We start from the raw sequence: 18,945 nt of genomic DNA, 5'->3' as shown, positions 1-18,945 counted from the left end.
AACCTCTTTCGATGCTTCGGATCGTGGCTCTATTGCTTCGAGAGCCCGACGATGGTCCGGAATCCGGCGATGCTCTGCACCGCGATTTCGACGGGATCGCCGAAGCGGACGGCATTGAAGATCAGGCCGTCCTGAACCTTGAACGATTCGATCCGGTCCGGAGATAGCCGTATCAACAGCGCGTCGTTGCGTTCATCGACGCGATCGACGACGCCGCGCAGCGTCTCGCTCGCCTGCGGATGGACCATCGCCGCCTGCAATGTGACAGCCGCGTCCTGCCGCTCATCGAGGGCGGCCGGCGCTGCCAGGGTTGCGCCCGGCCCCAGCACCGCCATGCACAGGGCCGCAATTGCTCTCATCATGTTTGTCACTCCATTGTTTAGTTGACGGCTTTCGCGCGCGGGAGCTCAGTCCCGCTCCTTGACCTGGCCGCTGCTGTCGATCACGAGCCGCACCGGTTTGCCGTTCTTCATCGCCTTCGCTGTCGTGCCCTCGGCCGTCGACTTGACCTCGCTGATCTCGGCGTAGCCGGCGGCGCGAAGTTTCGCGACGAGCTCGTCCTGCGTCAGGGCATGGGCCGGCATGGCCGCACCCGCGATCGTCAGGGCGAGAATCAAATGGGAGAGTTTTCGTGTCTGCATGGTTGTTCTCCTGGTTGTGTCGTGCTGCCCCAGGTTCTTGCGATGCGCGCCGTTCCGCTCAGATGACGCCGGCGAGGCGCAGCAGCACGCCCGTGATGCAGGACGCGGCAAGGACACCGAGCATCCCCGCATTGAAGCGGAAGATCGCGATCGCGGCGGCGATGGATAGCGCCAGTGCCGGCCAGTCGACGCTGCCAGGCACCGGCGCGTCGAACGACAGGCCAAACCCGTGCACCGCGAAGGTTTGCCGGAACAGCGTATGCAGCGCGAACCAGATCGACAGGTTGAGGATCACGCCGACCACGGCGGCGGTGATCGCCGAGAGCGCGCCCGCCAACGCCTTGTTGCCGCGCAGCGCCTCGATGTAGGGCGCTCCGACGAAGATCCACAGGAAGCACGGCGTGAACGTCACCCAGGTCGCGAGCAACCCGCCGAGCGTGGCGGCAAGCATCGGCGACAGCCCGCTTGCCTCGCGGAACGCGGCCATGAAGCCCACGAACTGCACCACCATGATCAGCGGGCCGGGCGTGGTCTCGGCCATGCCGAGCCCGTCCAGCATCTCACGCGGGCTGACCCAGTGATAATAGTCGGCGGCCTGTTGCGCGACATAGGCGAGCACGGCGTAGGCGCCGCCGAACGTCACCATCGCCATCTTGCTGAAGAAGATCGCGATCTGCGTGAACACGTCGCCGGGCCCGAGCGCAACGAGCAGGGCGAACACCGGCACCAGCCAGAGCGCGAGCCAGATCGCGCCGACCCGCAAGGTGCGCGATGCGTTGGGACGGACATGATCCGGCACCGCTTCACCGAGCATGCTGTCGATCACGGCGGAATTCTTGCCGCCATGCTCGATCGCCGCAAATTCGCTCCGGCCGAGGCGTGCGCCGATCAGACCTGTGACCGCGGCGGCTCCGATGATCACCGGAAACGGCACGGCGAAGAAGAAGATGGCGACGAAGGCGATCGCCGCGAGCGCGATCATCACCCGGTTGCGCAGCGCGCGCTTGCCGACCCGCACCACGGCCTGGATCACGATGGCCAGCACCGCGGCCTTCAGGCCGAAGAACAGCGCCTCGACAAACCCGACATTGCCATATGTCGCATAGATATAGCTGAGGCCCATGATGGCGAAGATGCCGGGCAGGATGAACAGCCCGCCCGCCACGATGCCGCCGAGCGTGCGGTGCAGCAGCCAGCCGATATAGGTCGCCAGCTGCTGCGCCTCCGGCCCCGGCAGCAGCATGCAGTAGTTGAGGGCGTGCAGGAAACGCCCCTCCGAGATCCAGTTCTTCTCCTCGACCAGGATGCGATGCATCACCGCGATCTGGCCGGCCGGTCCGCCAAAGCTCAGGATGGCGACGCGCATCCAGACCAGCAGCGCCTCGTTGAAGGAGATGCCGTGCGCGGGCTCATGCCCGCGCGCCTTCGCTGTCGTTGCGACGTCGGTCATGGCTTCACCTTGCTGGTCGGCCAGTTGTGCGTCTCCTTGGTCGCGTCGCGGCACCATCGGTAGAACGCGTCGTAGAGCAGCAGCCCGGCGCTCAACTGCTCGAGGTCGTCGTCGAACATGCGCGACAGCCCGAGCGAGGCGGCGAGCAGCCCGGGCGCCTCCGGCGAAAGCTCGAGCCGCGCGGTATCGGCCGCTCGCACCATCGTCGCGAGCCGCTCCAGCGCCGGCGTCGCGAGGCCGAATTCCTTGACCATCACGTCGAAGGTGCAGAGTTCGCCGCGATGGCTCCAGAACACGTTCTCGATGTCGAACGGCGTGGCGTCGAACCGTTCGGCGACCCCCTCGACCTCCGCCGATGTGACGAACAGGAACACCGCCGCGGGATCGACGAAGCGGCGGATCAGCCATGGACAGGCGATGCGATCGATCTTCGGCCGCGATCGCGTCACCCAGACGGTGCGGCCCCGTCCGTCGCGTTTCGGAATCTTGTCGGCGGGAACGGTCGGTAGCTCCGCTTCCCGCCAGCCGAGGTGGCCGCCCTCGAGAATCTCGGCCGTGATGTTGCTGCAGCGGAGCCAGGCGGCGGTGCCTTCGGCAAGCTTCTGCCCCTTCTGGCAGACCACGACCACGGACTGGCCGGTGAGGCGGGAAGCCCAGTCCTGGACGTCGAGATGGGAGTAGCGGACCGCGCCCGGAATCAGGCGCGGATCGGCGGCGAAATCTTCATCGAGGCGAACGTCGACGAGCGTCGGCGCCTTGGCCGTGCCGATGAGACGGGACAATTTTTCGGATGAGATCGATGTGTATGACGACATGGTGCGCCCTTGGTGACAGGACGCGATTCTTGGGCGTGTCGCCTCGCGGGGAGATCGCACATCCCCGGAGCCGTATCAAAAACCCTGATCCCCGGGCTGTCAACCGGGCTTTGCCAAATCAGGCAGCAATCGCCGATCGACAGTCACGAAAACTTCATCGCGCAGCTTGGAACGAACGTCCGCTGCAGGAGCGGCAGGCTGCCCCTTCAATTGCCAACCGAAGCCGGCTCGAGCCGATGGGTCACATCTCCATCTCCGGCGAGTTGCGAATAGGAACATACAATTCGCTGCCGAGTTGCGCGGTGGCAGGGACCAGCTCAGGTAGATGCCGACACCGCGAACGTGTCGCGCTCCCGCCTGCACTCATTGGAGCAATGCCGATTGATGGACAGTCATTATTGGCATGCGACGCCTGTTGCTCTTGTCGCTATGCTGCTCATCACAACAACCGGCGGCGCTCTCGCCCACGATCATCAGCACCCCGATTTGAACGGTTGGTACGAGGGCTTGCATAGCAGCAAGGGCCCCTGCTGCGATGGCACGGATGCGCAGCACATCGACGACGTCGACTGGGAAACCAGGAACGGCCACTATCGGGTGCGCATCGATGGCGAGTGGATTGATGTTCCGAACGAGGCCGTCGTGCCCGGGCCAAACCTGTCCGGCCGACCCATCGTGTGGCCCTACTACATAGACGGTCATCCGAAGGCGCGTTGCTTCATGCCTGGAAGCATGGGCTGACACCCGCCGCTGACATCCCGCCCCGCCATCTCTGGATGCGCGCCCGGCTGGACGACAGCGCGCTTGACGAATATAGGGTACCCCCCTATATTACAGTCATGTCGCATACCATCAAGCACAAGTCCAAGCTCGTCGGCCGGGTTCGCCGCATCAAGGGCCAGCTGGAGGCCGTCGAGCGCGCGCTGGAGTCCGAGATTGGTTGTGCCGACGTGCTGATGCTGGTGGCCTCGGTTCGCGGCGCCATCAACGGGCTCACCGCGGAATTGCTCGAGGATCACATCCGCCACCACGTCGTGGATCCTGCCCGGGAAAAGGATCCCGAGAAGGCGCAGGGCGCCGCGGACCTGATCGACGTCGTTCGTACCTACTTGAAGTGAGTGCCATGACCGATCTGTCTCAGCTGCTCCAGCAGGGCAGCGCGCATGCATGGCTGTTCGTACCCAGCGCGATCCTGCTCGGTGCGTTGCACGGGCTCGAGCCCGGCCACTCCAAGACGATGATGGCGGCCTTCATCATCGCGATCCGCGGCACCGTGGTGCAGGCGGTGCTGCTCGGCCTGGCGGCGACGATCTCGCACACCGCCATCGTCTGGCTGGTCGCGCTCGCCGGGCTTCACTTCGGCCAGCAGTGGTCCGGAGAACGCAGCGAAGCCTGGCTGCAACTGGTGTCGGCGGTGATCATCATCGCGATCGCGGCCTGGATGGCCTGGCGCACCTGGCGCGAGCAGACTGCCGAACACGATCACGATCATCACCATCATCACGACGAAACGCGCCGGCTGGTCCTGGCCGGACAATCGCTGTCGCTCGAGGTCTTCGAGGACGGCGTGCCGCCGCGCTGGCGGTTGCGGAGCGAGGCCGGACCGCTGCCTGCGACCGGCGACGTTGCCGTCGTGACGATCCGTCCCGACGGCAGCGAGCAACGCTTTCGTTTCGCCGGCCACGGCGGCTATCTGGAAAGCATCGACGAAATTCCGGAGCCGCATGCGTTCAAGGCGCGCGTCTCGGTGCGCGCGGACATGGCGGAAGTCCTGTTCGAGGAGCACGACCATGCGCATATGGATCTCGGCGACGAGGACGACGCGCATGCGCGCGCGCACGCCGCCGACATCCGCAAGCGCTTTGCCGGACGCACCGTCACGACGTGGCAGATCATCCTGTTCGGCCTGACCGGCGGGCTGATTCCGTGTCCGGCGGCGATCACCGTGCTGCTGCTCTGCCTCCAGCTCAAGCAGTTCAGCCTCGGCTTCGTGCTGGTGCTTTGCTTCGGCATCGGGCTTGCGATCACCATGGTCTCCGCCGGTGTTGCGGCCGCGCTGAGCCTGCGTCATGTCGAGCGCCATTGGGCCGGCTTCAGCCGCTTTGCCCATCGTGCTCCCTACGTGTCGGCCGCGCTGATCGTGCTCGTCGGCCTCTACACGGGCTGGCTCGGGTTGCATGGGATCACGGCGTGATCCGCTTCACCCCACTTCCATCTTGAAACCTGCGTGCGGTGGTCTAGATTTGCCTCAAGGGGACAAGGCAGACTCCCCGTGAGACCTCGGTCCAAGCTCTGCGCGACATTCACCGTCGTGGAGCTTTCACATGGACACCGAACCACACACACTTCTTCGTTCCGAAAATCGTCGTTGCAAAATCGCTATCCTGTCGCGTGGCGACGCGACGTCGCGCCGGGAGGCGACGGCGCAAAACAGCCGTTTCGTCCACGTCTTCGAAGCGCTCGCTGCCACCGGCATCGAGGCCGTTCCCGTTGTCTATGACGAGACATTCGCCGATACGGTCCGCGACCAATTGCTGACGATGGACGGTGTTCTCGTCTGGGTCGATCCGATCCATCAGGGCAAGACGCGCGCGGCCCTCGATCCGCTGCTGCGCGACGTCGCGGCGAAGGGACCGTGGGTCAGCGCACATCCCGACGTCATCCTCAAGATGGGCGTCAAGGACGTGCTGTACCGGACGCGTCATCTGGGCTGGGGCGCCGACACCCATCGATACGCCACGGTCGATGCGTTCCGCGCCGAATTCCCCTCGCGCTTGCGCGCAGGCGGTCCGCGCGTGCTCAAGCAGAACCGCGGCAATGGCGGGCAGGGCGTCTGGAAGGTGGAAACGGTGCCGAACATCGGCGCGACGATTCGCGTGCTGCATGCGCTGCGCGGCAGCCGGCCGGAGCAGATGCCGCTGGAGGACTTCATGGCGCGCTGCGAGCCGTATTTCGGCTGGGGCGGCTGCATCATCGATCAGGCGTTCCAGCCGCGCCTGCCCGAGGGCATGATCCGTTGCTATGTCAGCGGAGCGAAGGTCGCGGGCTTTGGGCACCAATTGATCAGGGCCCTGATCCCGCCACCCCCGCAAGGTCCGGATTCTCCGGAAGCCCAGCCCGGACCGCGCATCATGCACGGCCCCGATGCCCCGCAATTCCAGGCATTGCGAAGGTTGATGGAGGACGAATGGATTCCGCAAATGATGGCCGCGCTGGGGATCGATGAAGCGTCGCTGCCGGTGATCTGGGATGCGGATTTCCTCTACGGTCCGCGCGACGCTGATGCTGCCGACACCTATGTGCTCTGCGAGATCAACGCGAGCTCGTGCTTTGCGATCCCCGACGAAGCGCCGGCGGCGATCGCGCGGGCGGTCAGGGATCGCATTCGTCGGAACATGGCGAGCGTGAGGTGAGCACGCCCTTCAGGCTCCCTCTCCCCATCCGCCAAGAGGCTTCGGCGGATAGGAGGGGAGGGAGCCTGCCGGTGCTTGACGCACGCGTGGGTCGTCAATCAATTTGTTCTGATTTTCGGAATTCGACTTGACAGATACCCCAACTCAGATGTTCAATATGCCCGTTTCACCCGACACGAGGGGCGCTTGCGGTCGTCACGAACGCGGGTCGAGATGCGGTGGACGCCGAGTGCGTGACTGACGAGTGCATGCAAGGCGGACGGTGAAGTCGTGTGGGCCTTATTTTGGCATTCGGTGAAACGCGCCGAAACTACAAAAAACCTTTAAAACAAGCCTTTTTCGATTAGCCTGTTTCGGGGCGCTTCGGCGGGTTTCGCCAAATCTAGGGCCCGGCCCTTTAGGCCGGCTCTATTGGTCAAACCCTTTAGGAGCCTGAAACCGAAATGCATATTACCACGACCACCGAGCCCGCCGGCAAGCGCGGCCGCAATGGTAGCGTCATCCTGACCGATCGCCTGTGCGAGAAGCGCGTCACCAAGCGTGTCAAGATTTACGACCGCAAATGCCCGGGCCTTTACGTGAGTATCATCCCGGCCGGCGTCGCGACCTTCTACTTCAAGTTCACCGATCCATCAGCCGGCAAACAGCGTACCGTCCGGCTTGGCGTCTACAATCCCGAAACCGTCACCACCGACGATGTCCGATCCCGCCGTGCTGGTCGAACAACTGCGCCAGACGAAGGTCGCCAAGGGCAAGCATGGCAAGACCGTCGCGGAGATCATCGAAGCGCGCATCGACTGGATGAAGCAGGACGAGGTGAAGGAGGACGGCGAAAAGCGGCCCCGGATCGAGAGTTGGAAGAACGTTGCCAGCCATCTGCGGCGCTTCGTCAAGCCGAGCCTCGGAGCCAGGATCACCAGCGACGTGACGCGAGACGATATCGCGAAACTCACCGATGACATCCTTGACGGCAAGTTCGGCAAGCCGTCGCGAAGCAACGCCCGCCACATGCGCCGCGCTGTCTCGGGCCTGTACAATTGGGCCGCGCAGCCGGGGCGCAGCTTTGTTCCCGAGACCTGCCGCCCTTGCTGGAACCTGCCGAAGCTGCCAAAGGAGCACGCCCGCGAGCGGGTTCTGTCCGAGGATGAGATCAGGACCCTCTGGCATGGCCTCGACCGCGACGATCTGCCGTGGGACCGCCGGACCCGGCTTGCGATCAAGCTTGAACTTACGTCCATGCTGCGCTCGGCCGAACTGCGCGCGGCCCACCGCGACGAATTAATTGATCTCGACGGCGAGATGCCGCTGTTTCGCATTCCGGCCAAGCGGGTCAAGAAGCGCCGGGTGATCGAGCAGCCGCTATCATCGCTCGCGGTGGAAATCATCAAGGAGGCGCTGGAGAGCGACGATCAGCAATTCGTCTTTGAAAGCCCGGTCTATCCCGGCCAGCCGATCCACCGCACCGCGATGGCGACGGCTCTGCGCGGCACCAAGCACGAGAAGCACCCGGACAAGACCAAGACGACGGGCCTATGCGAGTTGCTGGGCTTGAAGCCGTTCACGCCGCACGATCTGCGGCGCACCGCCGCGACGCTGGCGGCTGAACTCGGCTATAGCGAAGCGGCGATTGCAAAATGTTTGGACCATGCCGTAACCAAGGACGACGGCGAGCAGGTTCACCGGGTCACTGGCGTCTACGTCCAGTCGCGGCGAATGCAGCAGAAGCGCGCGGTGCTCGACGGCGTTGCGGCGGAGTTGCGGCGCATCATAGCCGACGCTGAATTGCGTCTCGTGGCCTAATTTTTCTGTGAGAGGGATGCGCGTAGAACCTAACGCGCATCCCGGAACGTTCCCGGATTGATCTTTTGGGGCTGAGCACGTCATAGTTGAGTATTATGACGAGCCATGCCCCCACCCCGTACTATATTGCTTTCATCGACGAGGCCGGAGACCCCGGGCTGAATACGGTTCGCCCGATTGACGCCGTCGGTGGCACTGAATGGCTTTGCTTGAGCGCTGTTGTCGCAAGGGCGAAATATGACCCTGATGTTGTGAATTGGGTTCGTTCAATTCTGTCCAAGGCCGGAGTTCGCAATCGTCCCGATCTCCACTATCGAAATCTAGCAGATCATCGGAAACGGATCGTCCTGAACGAGCTTACGCAGCTTCCGATCCGTGGGTTTGTTCTAGCGTCCAATAAAAAGAACATGCGTCGTTATCAAAACATGCGCGCAGAGCGCGTTCGATCTCAGCAGTGGTTCTACAATTTTTGCTTGCGTTTGCTATTAGAGCGCGTCACGGATTTTTGCTACCGGCATGCATCCAGCGAACGTGCAAAGGACCGCTTTCTCAAGATCGTTTACAGCGAGCGCGGCGGGCACTCCTATGCACAGACCTCAGCATACCAAGAATTGCTCAAGATGCAGGCGAAGGGCGGGGCGCTTGTCCTTACGAAACGCCGGATCATGTGGGAAGTATTGGATTGGCGCTTGGCCGAACCAGCCTCGCACAAGAACAGTGCCGGTGCTCAATTGGCAGACATCGTTGCCAGCGCCTTTTACCAAGCTGTCGACACGTTACCACCGACGAAATGGAACAACGAGTTTGCGAAACTTCTAATGCCCATCATGGCCAGGGAGAACGGGTCTTGCATGAACTGCGGCGTCGCGCTCCAACCAACTCCGCCATGGAAAGCGAAACTGAATGACGAGCAGAAGCAGATCTTCGAGTTCTACGGATACAAATTTATCCCTGAAAAGTGGCGGGCCCCGGCCTCCGGCAGTCCAACGAGCGTATAGACTACCATCCAGAGGGCAGCCGTATCGATGGAGGATCAAAAACCATCTAGTCTTTGATCAAGAGGGGGTTCCGGCGTAGCCCGTCACCAGCACTCTAGCTGCCTACCGAATTTTCAACAACCACGACCGGCAGTGGACTTACACCAGAAGCCGACCGCAGGGCCACGCAAGAAGCCTGCGAAGGCGTACCGGATTGTAAGATGACACGCCGCAGCGACCAGACTTCAAGCATGCTCGGACCAACGATCTACGTATGTTTCCCGGACGTAGTCGCCCGGATAGCCAGCCCGGCAAAAACCGGGCAGAAGGGAGGCACATTTCATCCCCGAGACATACTGACGTTCACCCGGCGGCCTTCGTTGGCTGCCGGGTTTTTTGCTCTCAATGGAGATCAGCCGGGCCATTCACAGCCAAGGCTACCTACTTGGATGGCGTTACCGCGATGGCATGAGGCCGTCAGTTTCGCTGGTGCTCGGACGAGCCATGATACGGATCACCGAAGAGAGCGCAGCGAGGACAATATCGATCAGCGGCTTTGCCGAGTTGGCGCTCGAACTCCTTTCGGAGCGCTTCTCCCTCCCAAGTCGTGCCGTCGCACTTGATAAGCTTTCTGGCGCGCGCAAAGGCGTGGTTTTCAGCGGCGTCATCACCGACGCGCACGAGTATATCAAGGTGGAAAGGACATACAGTTACGGCGCGCGTCGTTTCCAGCGCGTAGTGCACGGCTGAACGCAAATCATCTGTTTGGCTGCTTATGGGCATGCGAGCCTCCTCGGAAGAAGCGGGGCTCGGAGTGTTAGGGCTTGAGCCCCATTCAATAGTCAGGCTATTTCGGATGCAGACTCTAGCCCGATCGGCAGGATCACCATTTGATGTAGCACAAAAGAACAAGCGAAGCCGGAGTGAAGGGAAGAAGTACTGAGAGCACGAAGTAAGCCGTAACCCATCGCGCAGGGAAAGCCGGGTTGTTTCCGGTTACACCTGTGGTCCTACCCCCGTGCTTTCTATCCTTTGCACGGGCCCATGGGTGCGATCGGCACCCGGCTTTCCCTGCGCCCTCTGTCCAAGAGAGGGCGAAACGAAGAGCAAAGCTCGGACAAAACGTGTCGCGAGAATGCGGATGTGCGACTCACGGACCGCGCCACACACTCAATGTCGTCCTGGCGAAAGCCAGGACCCATTACCCTAAATGCCGATCATTGTGCGATGCTGATACGACGAGTCCCGCTCACAACGTCCGCTGCGGCGTGTGGGTCCGGCTTTCGCCGGGACGACGGTGGTGGACGGCGGTGGTCATTCGCACGCAGCGCCATTCACCACTCCCCGCGACGCCGAAGCGCGTGCTTCGGGCTACCCATTGCCAGTCCGATCTTCTATGGTGAACCGTTCGGGTCGCACGAGGCGAACTCGATAATTCCATGATATCAAAGGCTTAAGGCTCGGATCGAAGCCTTTGGAGGGCGGTTTGACGCGGTATATTTCGACCAGGGGTGAAGCCCCGGTGCTTGGCTTCTGCGATGTGATGCTGACCGGGCTTGCCCGTGACGGCGGGCTTTACGTGCCCGAGACCTGGCCGCAGCTGTCGCCCGAGACCATCGCCACCTTCTTCGGCCGTCCCTATTGGGAGGTCGCGGTCGAGATCATCCGGCCGTTTGTCGCCGGCGAGATTTCCGATGCCGAACTCGGCCGCATGGCCAACGAGGCCTATGCCACGTTCCGCCATCCCGCGGTGGTGCCGCTCGATCAGGCCGGGCCGAATCAGTTCCTGCTCGAGCTGTTCCACGGGCCGACCCTGGCGTTCAAGGACGTCGCGATGCAGCTGATCTCGCGGCTGATGGATCACGTGCTGGCCAAGCGCGCGCAGCGCACCACCATCGTGGTCGCAACCTCGGGCGATACCGGCGGCGCCGCGGTCGAGGCTTTTGCCAATCTCGACAATGTCGACCTCGTGGTGCTGTTCCCGAACGGGCGCATCTCCGAGGTGCAGCGCCGCATGATGACGACGACCGGCGCCGCCAACGTCCACGCGCTGGCGATCGAAGGCACGTTCGACGATTGCCAGGCGCTGGTGAAGGCGATGTTCAACAACCATCGCTTCCGCGACACGGTGGCGCTGTCGGGCGTCAACTCGATCAACTGGGCGCGCATCGTCGCGCAGGTGGTCTACTACTTCACCTCGGCGGTCGCGCTCGGCTCGCCGCAGCGCACCGTCGACTTCACGGTGCCGACCGGCAATTTCGGCGACATCTTCGCGGGCTACGTCGCCAAGCGGATGGGGCTGCCGATCCGAAATCTGCGCATTGCCGCCAACGTCAACGACATCCTGGCGCGCACGTTGAAGACCGGCATCTACGAGGTGCGCGAGGTGCACGCCACGACGTCGCCGTCGATGGACATCCAGGTGTCGTCGAATTTCGAGCGGCTGCTGTTCGAGGCGAGCGGCCGCGACGCCGATCAGGTCCGCCGCCTGATGGCCTCGCTGAAGCAGTCCGGCCGCTTCGTGCTGCCGGATGCGACGCTGGCCGCCGTGCGCCGTGATTTCGACGCCGGCCGCGCCGACGAGACCGAGACGGCGGCGGCGATCCGCGCCGCGTGGCGCGAGGCCGGCGATCTGGTCGATCCCCACACCGCGGTGGCGCTCGCGGTCGCCGACCGCGACACCTCCGATTCCAGGATTCCCAACATCGTGCTGTCGACCGCGCACGCGGCCAAATTCCCCGACGCGGTGGAAGCCGCCTGCGGGGTGCGTCCGCAGCTGCCGGTCTGGCTCGGAGGCCTGATGAGCAAATCCGAACACATCACGGTCATGAAGAATGATTCTGCCGAGGTCGAGCGCTTCGTGCTGTCGGTCAGCCGTGCTGCCAAGCAGGGAGTTGCCTGATGGGCGTTGAAATCACCAAGCTGCCGAGCGGCCTGACGATCGTCACCGACACCATGCCGCATCTGGAAACCGCGGCGCTCGGGGTCTGGGCCGGCGTCGGCGGGCGCGACGAGAAGCCGAACGAGCACGGCATCTCGCATCTGCTCGAACACATGGCGTTCAAGGGCACGGCGCGGCGCTCCTCGCGCGAGATCGTCGAGGAGATCGAGGCGGTCGGCGGCGACCTCAATGCCGGGACCTCGACCGAGACCACGGCCTATTATGCGCGGGTGATGAAGGCGGACGTGCCGCTGGCGCTCGACGTGCTCTCGGACATCCTCGCCAACCCCTCCTTCGTGCCGGACGAGCTGGAGCGCGAGAAGAGCGTCATCGTGCAGGAGATCGGCGCGGCGCAGGATACGCCCGACGACGTCGTGTTCGAGCATCTCAACGAGCTCTGCTATCCGGAGCAGCCGATGGGCCGCTCGCTGCTCGGCACCGCCAAGACGCTGAAGGCCTTCGATCGCGACATGCTGCGCGGCTATCTCTCGACGCATTACCGCGCCCCCGACATGGTGGTTGCGGCCGCCGGCGCGGTCGATCACGCGCGCATCGTCGAGGACGTCGTGCAGAAATTCGCAAGCTTCGACGCCACGCCGGCGCCGAAGCCGCAGGCCGCGATGTTCGGCAAGGGCGGCTCGCGGGTGGTGCATCGCGACCTCGAGCAGGCGCATCTGACGCTGGCGCTCGAAGGCGTGCCGCAGACCGACCCGTCGCTGTTCTCGCTGCAGGTCTTCACCAACACGCTCGGCGGCGGGATGTCGTCGCGGCTGTTCCAGGAGGTGCGCGAAAAGCGCGGGCTGTGCTACTCGATCTACACCTTCCACGCACCCTACACCGACACCGGCTTCTTCGGCCTCTATACCGGGACCGATCCGGCGGATGCGCCGGAAATGATGGAAGTCATCGTCGACGTCATCAGCGACGCGGTCGAAACCCTGACCGAGGCCGAGGTCGCCCGCGCCAAGGCGCAGATGAAGGCCGGCCTGTTGATGGCGCTGGAAAGCTGTTCATCCCGGGCCGAACAATTGGCACGCCATGTGCTAGCCTATGGCCGGCCGCAGACGGTGGAAGAGCTGGTGGCGCGGATCGACGCGGTCAGTGTCGAATCGAGCCGCAACGCCGCCCGTGCCCTGCTGGCGCGCAGCCGGCCCGCCGTTGTCGCGCTCGGCAGCGGCAGGGGTCTGGACACGGCGGTGGCTTTTGCGGAAGGATTGACGAAGTCGAAGGCAAAGACGCTGCTGCACTAAGGGGGCCGCGAGGCTCGGGGCAGGGTGTCACGCCCGAATGGGCGGGGGAGTGTTGGGCCATGGCCCTGTTTCGTTTGCCGTCCAATGGACCCGCTGCACTGATGCCGCGCGGTCACGGGCTGTTGCTGCGCGCGCCGCAGATGTCGGATTTCCCGCAATGGGCGCAATTGCGCGAATTCAGCCGCGCCTATCTCACGCCATGGGAGCCGATCTGGCCCTCCGACGACCTGACCCGCGCGGGCTTCCGCCGGAGGTTGCGCCGCTACACCGAGGATATCGCCGCCGACCGGTCCTATCCGTTCATCATCTTCCGCGAATCGGACGGGGTGATGATCGGCGGCATCACGCTCGCCAATGTCCGCCGCGGCATCGTGCAGGCCGGCACGATCGGCTATTGGGTCGGGCTGCCGCACGCCCATCGCGGCTACATGACGACGGCGCTGCGGGTCTTGCTGCCCTCGCTGTTCGGCGAGCTCAATCTGCACCGCATCGAGGCCGCCTGCATTCCCTCCAATGCCTCGTCGATCCGCGTGCTGGAGAAGTGCGGCTTCACCCGCGAGGGCCTGGCGCGGCGCTATCTCTGCATCAACGGGATCTGGCAGGACCACCTGCTGTTCGGCCTGCTGCACGAGGATTTCCGCGGCTGAATCATAAGCCTATTGGCTGATGGCGATGTCGATTCCATGCCTTGGGTTCGCCGCCATTGCCTTGCTATAACGCCCGCGAAACGGGGAACCGGGCTTGGAGATTTGAGGATATTGATGGGTGACAGGGTGATCAGGTTCGCGCTCGCGGCAGCGGTATCGATCGGTCTCGGTGCCACCCTGCTGCCGTCGGCAGCTTCCGCGCAGTCGCTGAGCGACCGCTTCAAGAGCCTGTTCGGCGGCGGCTCGTCCGACCAGGACAAGCCTGCCGCGCCCGCAGCGCCGCAGCAGCTCAACGATGCCGACGCCGAGTTGACCTGCCCGCCGGTGCAGATCCGCTCCGGGGCCTCGACCTATTCCGTGGCCGCGAACGGCAAGGAAGCGGTCGGCAACGACGTCAAGTTCCTGGCCTCGATCACGCGCACGGCGCGGCAATGCAATCTGAATAGCGGCCAGATCACGGCCAAGATCGGTATTCAGGGGCGGATCATTGTCGGTCCCCAGGGCGCGCCGCCGAGTATCCAGGTGCCGCTTCGCGTCGCCGTGGTGCAGGGCGGCGTCGGCGAGAAGACGATCATGACAAAGGCCTACACCACCACGGTGCAGATGGACGAGAGCGGCAGCGTGCCGTTCAGCCTGGTTGCCGAGGACGTCGTCTATCCAGCGCCGTCGCCGGCCGACAACGACAATTACATCTTCTATATCGGCTTCGACCCGCAGGCCCTGAAGCCGGAGCCCAAGGCCCGCGCGCCGCACAAGAAGAAGTAACAGCGCGTTTTCGAGCGAAGCGGATACCGGTTCGCGTGAAGAAAACGCGTCAAACGGACGAATCTGGACAAACGAAAAGGCCGGCGCGATGAGCTCGCGCCGGCCTTTTTTTAAGCAGTTGAGATCGCGTCAGTTCAGCTTGGAGCGGACTTCGGCGATGCCCTTGCCGACGAGATCGTCGGCAACCGAGCCCTTGACCGACTGCGACAGGATGGTCGAGGCGGCGGTCACTGCGGCATTGGCTGCGGCGGCGCGGACATCGGCCACGGCCTGGGCCTCGGCCTGGGCGATCTTGCTCTCGGCGGTCTTGGTCCGCCGCGCGACAAAATCTTCCATCTTGGTCTTGGCTTCGGCCGCGATCCGCTCGGCTTCGGCCTTGGCGCTGGAGATGATCTCCTCGGCCTCGCGCTCCGCGCTGGCGCGGCGCGCCTTGTACTCGCCGAGCAGCTTATTGGCCTCGTCCTTCAGACGGCGGGCGTCTTCCAGCTCGGCCTTGATGCGCTCGGCACGGTGGTCGAGCGCCGTCAGCAGGGTGCGATGGACGCCGAGATAGCCGAACACGACCAGCAGAATGACGAAGGCGATCGCAACCCAGGTTTCCGGTTCGTAAAACATCGTCTATCCCTTCAGCGACGCGTCGACGGCGCTGTTGACCGCATTGGCGTCCGGCGTGACGCCGGCGAGTTGCTGGACGATGGCGCCGGCCGCATCCGCCGCGATGCCGCGGACATTGCTCATGGCGTTGGTCCGGGTCGTTGCGATCTGCTTCTCGGCGTCGGCGAGCTTTGCCGCCAGCTTCTCTTCCAGCGCCTTGCGCTCGGCTTCCGAGGCCGCGTTCAGCTTCTCGCGGGTCTCGTTGCCGATCGCCTGTGCGTTGGCGCGCGCATTCGCCAGCTCGGTCTCGTAGGCCTTCAGCGCCGCGTCGGACTCGTCCTTCAGCTTCTGCGCCTCGGCCAGATCGCCCTCGATCTTGTTCTGACGTGCGTCGATCGTCCCGCCGACGCGCGGCAGGGCGAAACGCGACACGATCAGGTAGAGCGCGACAAAGGCAATCGCCAGCGACACCAGCTGCGAGGCGAAATTGGACGAATCGAACGGCGGAAAGGCTCCGCCGTGATGTCCGCCGTCGGTCTCGGTGTGGGCGCCGGCTTTCTGGCTTTTTGCCTCGCCATGACTCTCAGCCATGGTGTTCTCCTGTTGCTGTCATGCGCGCCGCCCTTGGGATGACCTTTGGGCGGCGCGAAGGGGTTACCGCTGGTGCGGAACCGGGTTGCCGCAGAGCGGAACCGGGGTGCCGCTCAGAGCGGAACGAACAGCAGGAGCAGCGCGATCAGCAGCGAGAAGATGCCGAGCGCTTCGGTCACGGCGAAGCCGAAGATCAGGTTGCCGAACTGGCCCTGAGCGGCCGACGGGTTACGCACCGCAGCGGCGAGGTAGTTGCCGAAGATGATGCCCACGCCGACGCCCGCGCCGCCCATGCCGATGCACGCGATGCCCGCGCCGATAAGTTTTGCTGCTGCCGGTTCCATATGTAGCTCCTTGAGAAAGATAGACAGATTGGTGGGTGGAGATTCCCCGGACCGCTTAGTGTCCCGGATGAATGGCGTCGTTGAGGTAGATGCAGGTCAGGATCGCGAACACGTAGGCCTGCAGGAACGCGACCAGCAGTTCGAGGGCGTACAGCGCAATCGTGAGCGCCAGCGGCAGCACGCCGCCGACCCAGCCGAGCGCGCCCAGCGAGAAGCCGAGCATCGCGACGAAGCCCGCGAACACCTTCAGCGCGATGTGGCCGGCCAGCATGTTGGCGAACAGACGAACGCTGTGCGAGACCGGCCGCAGGAAGAACGACAGGATCTCGATGAACATGACCAGCGGCAGGATGTAGATCGGAACGCCGTGGGGGACGAAGATGCTGAAGAATTTCAGGCCGTTCTTGTAGACGCCATAGATCAGGACGGTGAAGAACACCAGAAGGGCGAGCGCCGCGGTGACGATCAGATGGCTCGCGATCGTGAAGGTGTAGGGGATGACGCCGACCAGGTTCGACACGCAGAGGAACATGAAGAGCGAGAAGATCAGCGGGAAGAACTTCATGCCTTCCGCGCCGGCCGTGCTGCGAATCGTGGTGGCGACGAACTCGTAGGAGATTTCGGCGACCGACTGCAGCCGTCCCGGAACCAGTTCCCGGCCGCTCGCCAGCATCAGCAGCGCAATCAGCAGCACCGCGATGAGCATGAAGAGCGAGGAATTGGTGAAGGCGATCGTGTGATTGCCGATGTGGCCGAGCGTGAAGAGGGGCTCGATATTGAACTGGTGGATCGGGTCGATTTTCATCCGCGCGGCTCTTGGTCCACCGGCTATCGTGCCGGTAATCGAATTTCAAATGTCGTGACTTCCCGCCAGCGCTCAGCGCTTGCCCGAGGCCACGCCCGCGGACCTCACCACGTTGACCACCCCGGCGACGAAGCCGAGCAGCGTTAACACGATGAAGCCGAATGGCGACGTCGACAGCAAACGGTCGACCCCCCAGCCAATCGCCGCTCCGACGGCAACGCCCGCGATCAGCTCCGAGGAAAGACGAAAACCGAGCGCCATCGCCGAAGCTCTGGCCGCACTGTCCCCGCTTTCATTTCCGGATTGATCAGTCTTGCTCCTGCGGCTGTCGCGAATTTCTGACAACCGATGATCGAGACTTCCGAGCCTTGCGGAAAGCGCAGCTTCGTCAGAAGGCGATTGATCGCGACTTCCATTTGCGCCGTCGTTGGTGTTCTCAGCCATGCTGCAAACACTAACCGATGCCGCGGATGATGGAAATTGCGCCCGTCCCCGTCAAAAGCCGCGCGGACCATACTTACCGCGTCTAATCAAGTCAAGATTGCGTCGTGACCAGTTATTGCTTTGATTCTGCTGGTTTTATTGGAAGATATTCAAGGTCAGAGTGACGCAGTGATCGCAGTGCAACAGCTTGCGTGGCATTGAGCGATATTGCGTGGCTTTTCCCGCTCTGCTGGGATCGCCGAAAGTCCCGTCCTCTCACCCAGTCAGGTTCCGCATGCCGCGCCAGATCGACTACTACTTCTCGCTGCAATCGCCCTGGGCCTATATCGGCCACAAGCCTTTCGTTCGACTCGTAAGTACTTACGATCTCAAGGTAAATTACCGACCTGTGCTGCTGGTCGATCTGTTTTCGGAGACCGGCGGGCTGCCGCTCGCCAAGCGCCATCCGGTGCGGCAGCGCTATCGGATGATCGAGTTGCAGCGCTGGCGCGACAAGCGCGGGCTGAATTTTCATCTGCAGCCGGCCAACTGGCCGTTCAACGGGCGCCTCGCCGATGGCGTAGTAATCGCGATACTCGAGGCCGGCCTCGACCCCGAGCCGTTCCTGCAACGGGCCTATCCTGCGGTCTGGGAGCAGCAGCTTAATCTTGCCGATCCTGCGACACTGGTGAAGCTCGCCGACGATGCCGGTTTGCCCGGCCGGCAGCTGGTCGAGCGCTCCGGCACTGAAGCGATCAGCGCGGCCTATGAGCAGAATCGCCAGAATGCACTGGACGCCGACGTGTTCGGCTCGCCCGGATACGTGCTCGATGGCGAGGTGTTCTGGGGCCAGGACCGGATCGAATTGCTTGAAGACGCGTTGAAGTCAGGCCGCAAGCCCTATAGCTCTGTGGTCTAGGGCAGGAATCAGGTCGAGGCGGAGCAAGCCATGCCCATCGCGATGTCGCCGTCGAAATTGTCCATCGCAATTGCTGCCATCCTGATCGCAAGCGGCGGCGCGGCGATCGCGCAAACCGCACCGGACACCGAGAATGGCCGCTACGCCTTGTCTCCGGCCGGCGACGGTTTCCTGCGGCTCGACACGCGCACCGGCGCGGTGTCGACCTGCACCAATTCCAGCGCCGGCTGGGCCTGTTACATGGTGCCAGACGAGCGGGCGGCGCTGGATGCCGAGATCGGGCGTCTGCAAGCCGACAATGACAAGCTCAAGGGCGAGCTCGCCGCGCGCGCACCGTCGGCCAAGACCGACGAGGCGTTGCCGAAATCGGATTCGTTGAAGAAGCCAGAGCCGAAGAGCGCCGAGGGCGAGCGCAAGATCGAGATCCCGCTGCCGAGCGACCGCGACATGGATCGCATGATGTCGTTCGTGGAGCGAGCCTGGCGGCGGCTGATCGAGATGGCCAACCGCGTGCAGCGCGACATCAATGGCGGCAAGATTTGAGGTGACGCTGCTCCAATGTCGTCCCGG

22 protein-coding genes are annotated in these 18,945 nt (G+C 63.5%); 13 read left to right on the top strand and 9 right to left on the bottom strand.

Going from position 1 to position 18,945, the window contains the following annotated elements; translation table 11 throughout:
- Positions 1 to 29: 29 nt before the first annotated feature.
- From XI02_RS42030 to XI02_RS42015, 4 genes are read right to left on the bottom strand one after another with little or no spacing between them, the layout of a single operon-like run.
- The gene (locus XI02_RS42030) at positions 30 to 362 is read right to left on the bottom strand and encodes a hypothetical protein (protein ID WP_244980911.1); all 333 of its coding nucleotides are present in this window, start codon (positions 360 to 362) and stop codon (positions 30 to 32) included.
- 45 nt (positions 363 to 407) lie between these two features.
- On the bottom strand, positions 408 to 641 hold the full coding sequence (locus XI02_RS42025) for a hypothetical protein (RefSeq protein WP_069280283.1): 234 nt from the start codon (positions 639 to 641) through the stop codon (positions 408 to 410).
- Positions 642 to 699: 58 nt separating this feature from the next.
- On the bottom strand, positions 700 to 2,091 hold the full coding sequence (gene chrA, locus XI02_RS42020) for a chromate efflux transporter (RefSeq protein WP_069280282.1): 1,392 nt from the start codon (positions 2,089 to 2,091) through the stop codon (positions 700 to 702).
- On the bottom strand, positions 2,088 to 2,906 hold the full coding sequence (locus XI02_RS42015) for a sulfurtransferase/chromate resistance protein (RefSeq protein ID WP_016847066.1): 819 nt from the start codon (positions 2,904 to 2,906) through the stop codon (positions 2,088 to 2,090). Before XI02_RS42015 ends, chrA begins: the two co-directional genes overlap by 4 nt.
- A gap of 384 nt (positions 2,907 to 3,290) precedes the next feature.
- Between XI02_RS42015 and XI02_RS42010 the strand changes: the two genes are divergently transcribed.
- The 11 genes from XI02_RS42010 (at position 3,291) to XI02_RS41960 (ending at position 14,699) form a co-directional block, all read left to right on the top strand.
- Positions 3,291 to 3,647, top strand: coding sequence for a hypothetical protein (locus XI02_RS42010; protein WP_244980912.1), 357 nt, complete (start codon positions 3,291 to 3,293; stop codon positions 3,645 to 3,647).
- Between the two features lie 98 nt (positions 3,648 to 3,745).
- A complete protein-coding gene (locus XI02_RS42005; RefSeq protein ID WP_016847064.1) occupies positions 3,746 to 4,024 on the top strand; it encodes a metal/formaldehyde-sensitive transcriptional repressor in 279 nt (92 codons plus the stop codon).
- 5 nt (positions 4,025 to 4,029) lie between these two features.
- Entirely contained in the window at positions 4,030 to 5,100 is a 1,071-nt protein-coding gene (locus tag XI02_RS42000) for a nickel/cobalt efflux transporter (RefSeq protein WP_172646567.1), read from the top strand.
- 130 nt (positions 5,101 to 5,230) lie between these two features.
- The gene (locus tag XI02_RS41995; RefSeq protein WP_172646568.1) at positions 5,231 to 6,319 is read left to right on the top strand and encodes a Cj0069 family protein; all 1,089 of its coding nucleotides are present in this window, start codon (positions 5,231 to 5,233) and stop codon (positions 6,317 to 6,319) included.
- A 696-nt stretch (positions 6,320 to 7,015) separates the two neighbouring features.
- A complete protein-coding gene (locus tag XI02_RS41990) occupies positions 7,016 to 8,119 on the top strand; it encodes a site-specific integrase (protein ID WP_244980913.1) in 1,104 nt (367 codons plus the stop codon).
- Between the two features lie 95 nt (positions 8,120 to 8,214).
- A complete protein-coding gene (locus tag XI02_RS41985; RefSeq protein WP_172646569.1) occupies positions 8,215 to 9,117 on the top strand; it encodes a DUF3800 domain-containing protein in 903 nt (300 codons plus the stop codon).
- A 483-nt stretch (positions 9,118 to 9,600) separates the two neighbouring features.
- The gene (locus tag XI02_RS41980) at positions 9,601 to 9,846 is read left to right on the top strand and encodes a hypothetical protein (protein ID WP_172646570.1); all 246 of its coding nucleotides are present in this window, start codon (positions 9,601 to 9,603) and stop codon (positions 9,844 to 9,846) included.
- Between the two features lie 736 nt (positions 9,847 to 10,582).
- Positions 10,583 to 11,998, top strand: a complete 1,416-nt coding sequence (thrC, locus tag XI02_RS41975; protein ID WP_026191928.1) for a threonine synthase — start codon at positions 10,583 to 10,585, stop codon at positions 11,996 to 11,998.
- Entirely contained in the window at positions 11,998 to 13,287 is a 1,290-nt protein-coding gene (locus tag XI02_RS41970; protein ID WP_069280278.1) for a pitrilysin family protein, read from the top strand. The genes thrC and XI02_RS41970 overlap by 1 nt, the downstream gene beginning before the upstream one ends.
- 59 nt (positions 13,288 to 13,346) lie before the next feature.
- Positions 13,347 to 13,934 carry a GNAT family N-acetyltransferase gene (locus tag XI02_RS41965; protein WP_026191927.1) on the top strand — a complete coding sequence of 196 codons (588 nt, stop codon included), beginning with the start codon at positions 13,347 to 13,349 and terminating at the stop codon, positions 13,932 to 13,934.
- A gap of 114 nt (positions 13,935 to 14,048) precedes the next feature.
- Positions 14,049 to 14,699, top strand: a complete 651-nt coding sequence (locus XI02_RS41960; RefSeq protein ID WP_016847057.1) for a hypothetical protein — start codon at positions 14,049 to 14,051, stop codon at positions 14,697 to 14,699.
- 129 nt (positions 14,700 to 14,828) lie between these two features.
- Here the strand turns inward: XI02_RS41960 and XI02_RS41955 are convergent, their stop codons facing one another.
- The 5 genes from XI02_RS41955 to XI02_RS41935 form a co-directional block, all read right to left on the bottom strand.
- Entirely contained in the window at positions 14,829 to 15,314 is a 486-nt protein-coding gene (locus tag XI02_RS41955) for an ATP F0F1 synthase subunit B (RefSeq protein ID WP_028333736.1), read from the bottom strand.
- A gap of 3 nt (positions 15,315 to 15,317) precedes the next feature.
- Positions 15,318 to 15,884 carry a F0F1 ATP synthase subunit B gene (locus XI02_RS41950; protein ID WP_172646571.1) on the bottom strand — a complete coding sequence of 189 codons (567 nt, stop codon included), beginning with the start codon at positions 15,882 to 15,884 and terminating at the stop codon, positions 15,318 to 15,320.
- Between the two features lie 113 nt (positions 15,885 to 15,997).
- Entirely contained in the window at positions 15,998 to 16,228 is a 231-nt protein-coding gene (locus XI02_RS41945) for a F0F1 ATP synthase subunit C (RefSeq protein WP_016847054.1), read from the bottom strand.
- Positions 16,229 to 16,283: 55 nt separating this feature from the next.
- Positions 16,284 to 17,033 carry a F0F1 ATP synthase subunit A gene (locus tag XI02_RS41940; RefSeq protein ID WP_016847053.1) on the bottom strand — a complete coding sequence of 250 codons (750 nt, stop codon included), beginning with the start codon at positions 17,031 to 17,033 and terminating at the stop codon, positions 16,284 to 16,286.
- A 72-nt stretch (positions 17,034 to 17,105) separates the two neighbouring features.
- Positions 17,106 to 17,477 carry an AtpZ/AtpI family protein gene (locus XI02_RS41935; protein WP_172646572.1) on the bottom strand — a complete coding sequence of 124 codons (372 nt, stop codon included), beginning with the start codon at positions 17,475 to 17,477 and terminating at the stop codon, positions 17,106 to 17,108.
- Positions 17,478 to 17,751: 274 nt separating this feature from the next.
- On the opposite strand from XI02_RS41935, the gene XI02_RS41930 reads away from it, so the two are divergent.
- Entirely contained in the window at positions 17,752 to 18,375 is a 624-nt protein-coding gene (locus tag XI02_RS41930) for a 2-hydroxychromene-2-carboxylate isomerase (RefSeq protein ID WP_194483336.1), read from the top strand.
- A gap of 30 nt (positions 18,376 to 18,405) precedes the next feature.
- Positions 18,406 to 18,918: a hypothetical protein gene (locus tag XI02_RS41925; RefSeq protein ID WP_016847050.1), complete on the top strand. Its 513-nt coding sequence runs from the start codon at positions 18,406 to 18,408 to the stop codon at positions 18,916 to 18,918.
- Positions 18,919 to 18,945: the final 27 nt, after the last annotated feature.

Source organism: Bradyrhizobium sp. CCBAU 21365, from assembly GCF_015291305.1.
GTDB classification, from domain to species: Bacteria; Pseudomonadota; Alphaproteobacteria; order Rhizobiales; family Xanthobacteraceae; genus Bradyrhizobium; species Bradyrhizobium elkanii.
Note: the sequence above shows the minus strand (reverse complement) of the source record. Positions and strands in the feature narration are given on the sequence as shown.

What these genes read in the sequence shown, in the direction of transcription:
- XI02_RS41980 (WP_172646570.1), top strand. Translation starts at nt 9,601, where the DNA reads ATGATACGGATCACCGAAGAGAGCGCAGCGAGGACAATATCGATCAGC.
- XI02_RS42000 (WP_172646567.1), top strand. Translation starts at nt 4,030, where the DNA reads ATGACCGATCTGTCTCAGCTGCTCCAGCAGGGCAGCGCGCATGCATGG.
- XI02_RS41950 (WP_172646571.1), bottom strand. Translation starts at nt 15,884, where the DNA reads ATGGCTGAGAGTCATGGCGAGGCAAAAAGCCAGAAAGCCGGCGCCCAC.
- XI02_RS41970 (WP_069280278.1), top strand. Translation starts at nt 11,998, where the DNA reads ATGGGCGTTGAAATCACCAAGCTGCCGAGCGGCCTGACGATCGTCACC.
- XI02_RS41925 (WP_016847050.1), top strand. Translation starts at nt 18,406, where the DNA reads ATGCCCATCGCGATGTCGCCGTCGAAATTGTCCATCGCAATTGCTGCC.
- XI02_RS41940 (WP_016847053.1), bottom strand. Translation starts at nt 17,033, where the DNA reads ATGAAAATCGACCCGATCCACCAGTTCAATATCGAGCCCCTCTTCACG.
- XI02_RS42005 (WP_016847064.1), top strand. Translation starts at nt 3,746, where the DNA reads ATGTCGCATACCATCAAGCACAAGTCCAAGCTCGTCGGCCGGGTTCGC.
- XI02_RS41960 (WP_016847057.1), top strand. Translation starts at nt 14,049, where the DNA reads ATGGGTGACAGGGTGATCAGGTTCGCGCTCGCGGCAGCGGTATCGATC.
- chrA (WP_069280282.1), bottom strand. Translation starts at nt 2,091, where the DNA reads ATGACCGACGTCGCAACGACAGCGAAGGCGCGCGGGCATGAGCCCGCG.
- XI02_RS41990 (WP_244980913.1), top strand. Translation starts at nt 7,016, where the DNA reads ATGTCCGATCCCGCCGTGCTGGTCGAACAACTGCGCCAGACGAAGGTC.
- XI02_RS42025 (WP_069280283.1), bottom strand. Translation starts at nt 641, where the DNA reads ATGCAGACACGAAAACTCTCCCATTTGATTCTCGCCCTGACGATCGCG.
- XI02_RS41935 (WP_172646572.1), bottom strand. Translation starts at nt 17,477, where the DNA reads ATGGCTGAGAACACCAACGACGGCGCAAATGGAAGTCGCGATCAATCG.
- XI02_RS41985 (WP_172646569.1), top strand. Translation starts at nt 8,215, where the DNA reads ATGACGAGCCATGCCCCCACCCCGTACTATATTGCTTTCATCGACGAG.
- XI02_RS42015 (WP_016847066.1), bottom strand. Translation starts at nt 2,906, where the DNA reads ATGTCGTCATACACATCGATCTCATCCGAAAAATTGTCCCGTCTCATC.
- XI02_RS41995 (WP_172646568.1), top strand. Translation starts at nt 5,231, where the DNA reads ATGGACACCGAACCACACACACTTCTTCGTTCCGAAAATCGTCGTTGC.
- XI02_RS41930 (WP_194483336.1), top strand. Translation starts at nt 17,752, where the DNA reads ATGCCGCGCCAGATCGACTACTACTTCTCGCTGCAATCGCCCTGGGCC.
- XI02_RS41945 (WP_016847054.1), bottom strand. Translation starts at nt 16,228, where the DNA reads ATGGAACCGGCAGCAGCAAAACTTATCGGCGCGGGCATCGCGTGCATC.
- XI02_RS41965 (WP_026191927.1), top strand. Translation starts at nt 13,347, where the DNA reads ATGGCCCTGTTTCGTTTGCCGTCCAATGGACCCGCTGCACTGATGCCG.
- XI02_RS41955 (WP_028333736.1), bottom strand. Translation starts at nt 15,314, where the DNA reads ATGTTTTACGAACCGGAAACCTGGGTTGCGATCGCCTTCGTCATTCTG.
- XI02_RS42010 (WP_244980912.1), top strand. Translation starts at nt 3,291, where the DNA reads ATGGACAGTCATTATTGGCATGCGACGCCTGTTGCTCTTGTCGCTATG.
- XI02_RS42030 (WP_244980911.1), bottom strand. Translation starts at nt 362, where the DNA reads ATGATGAGAGCAATTGCGGCCCTGTGCATGGCGGTGCTGGGGCCGGGC.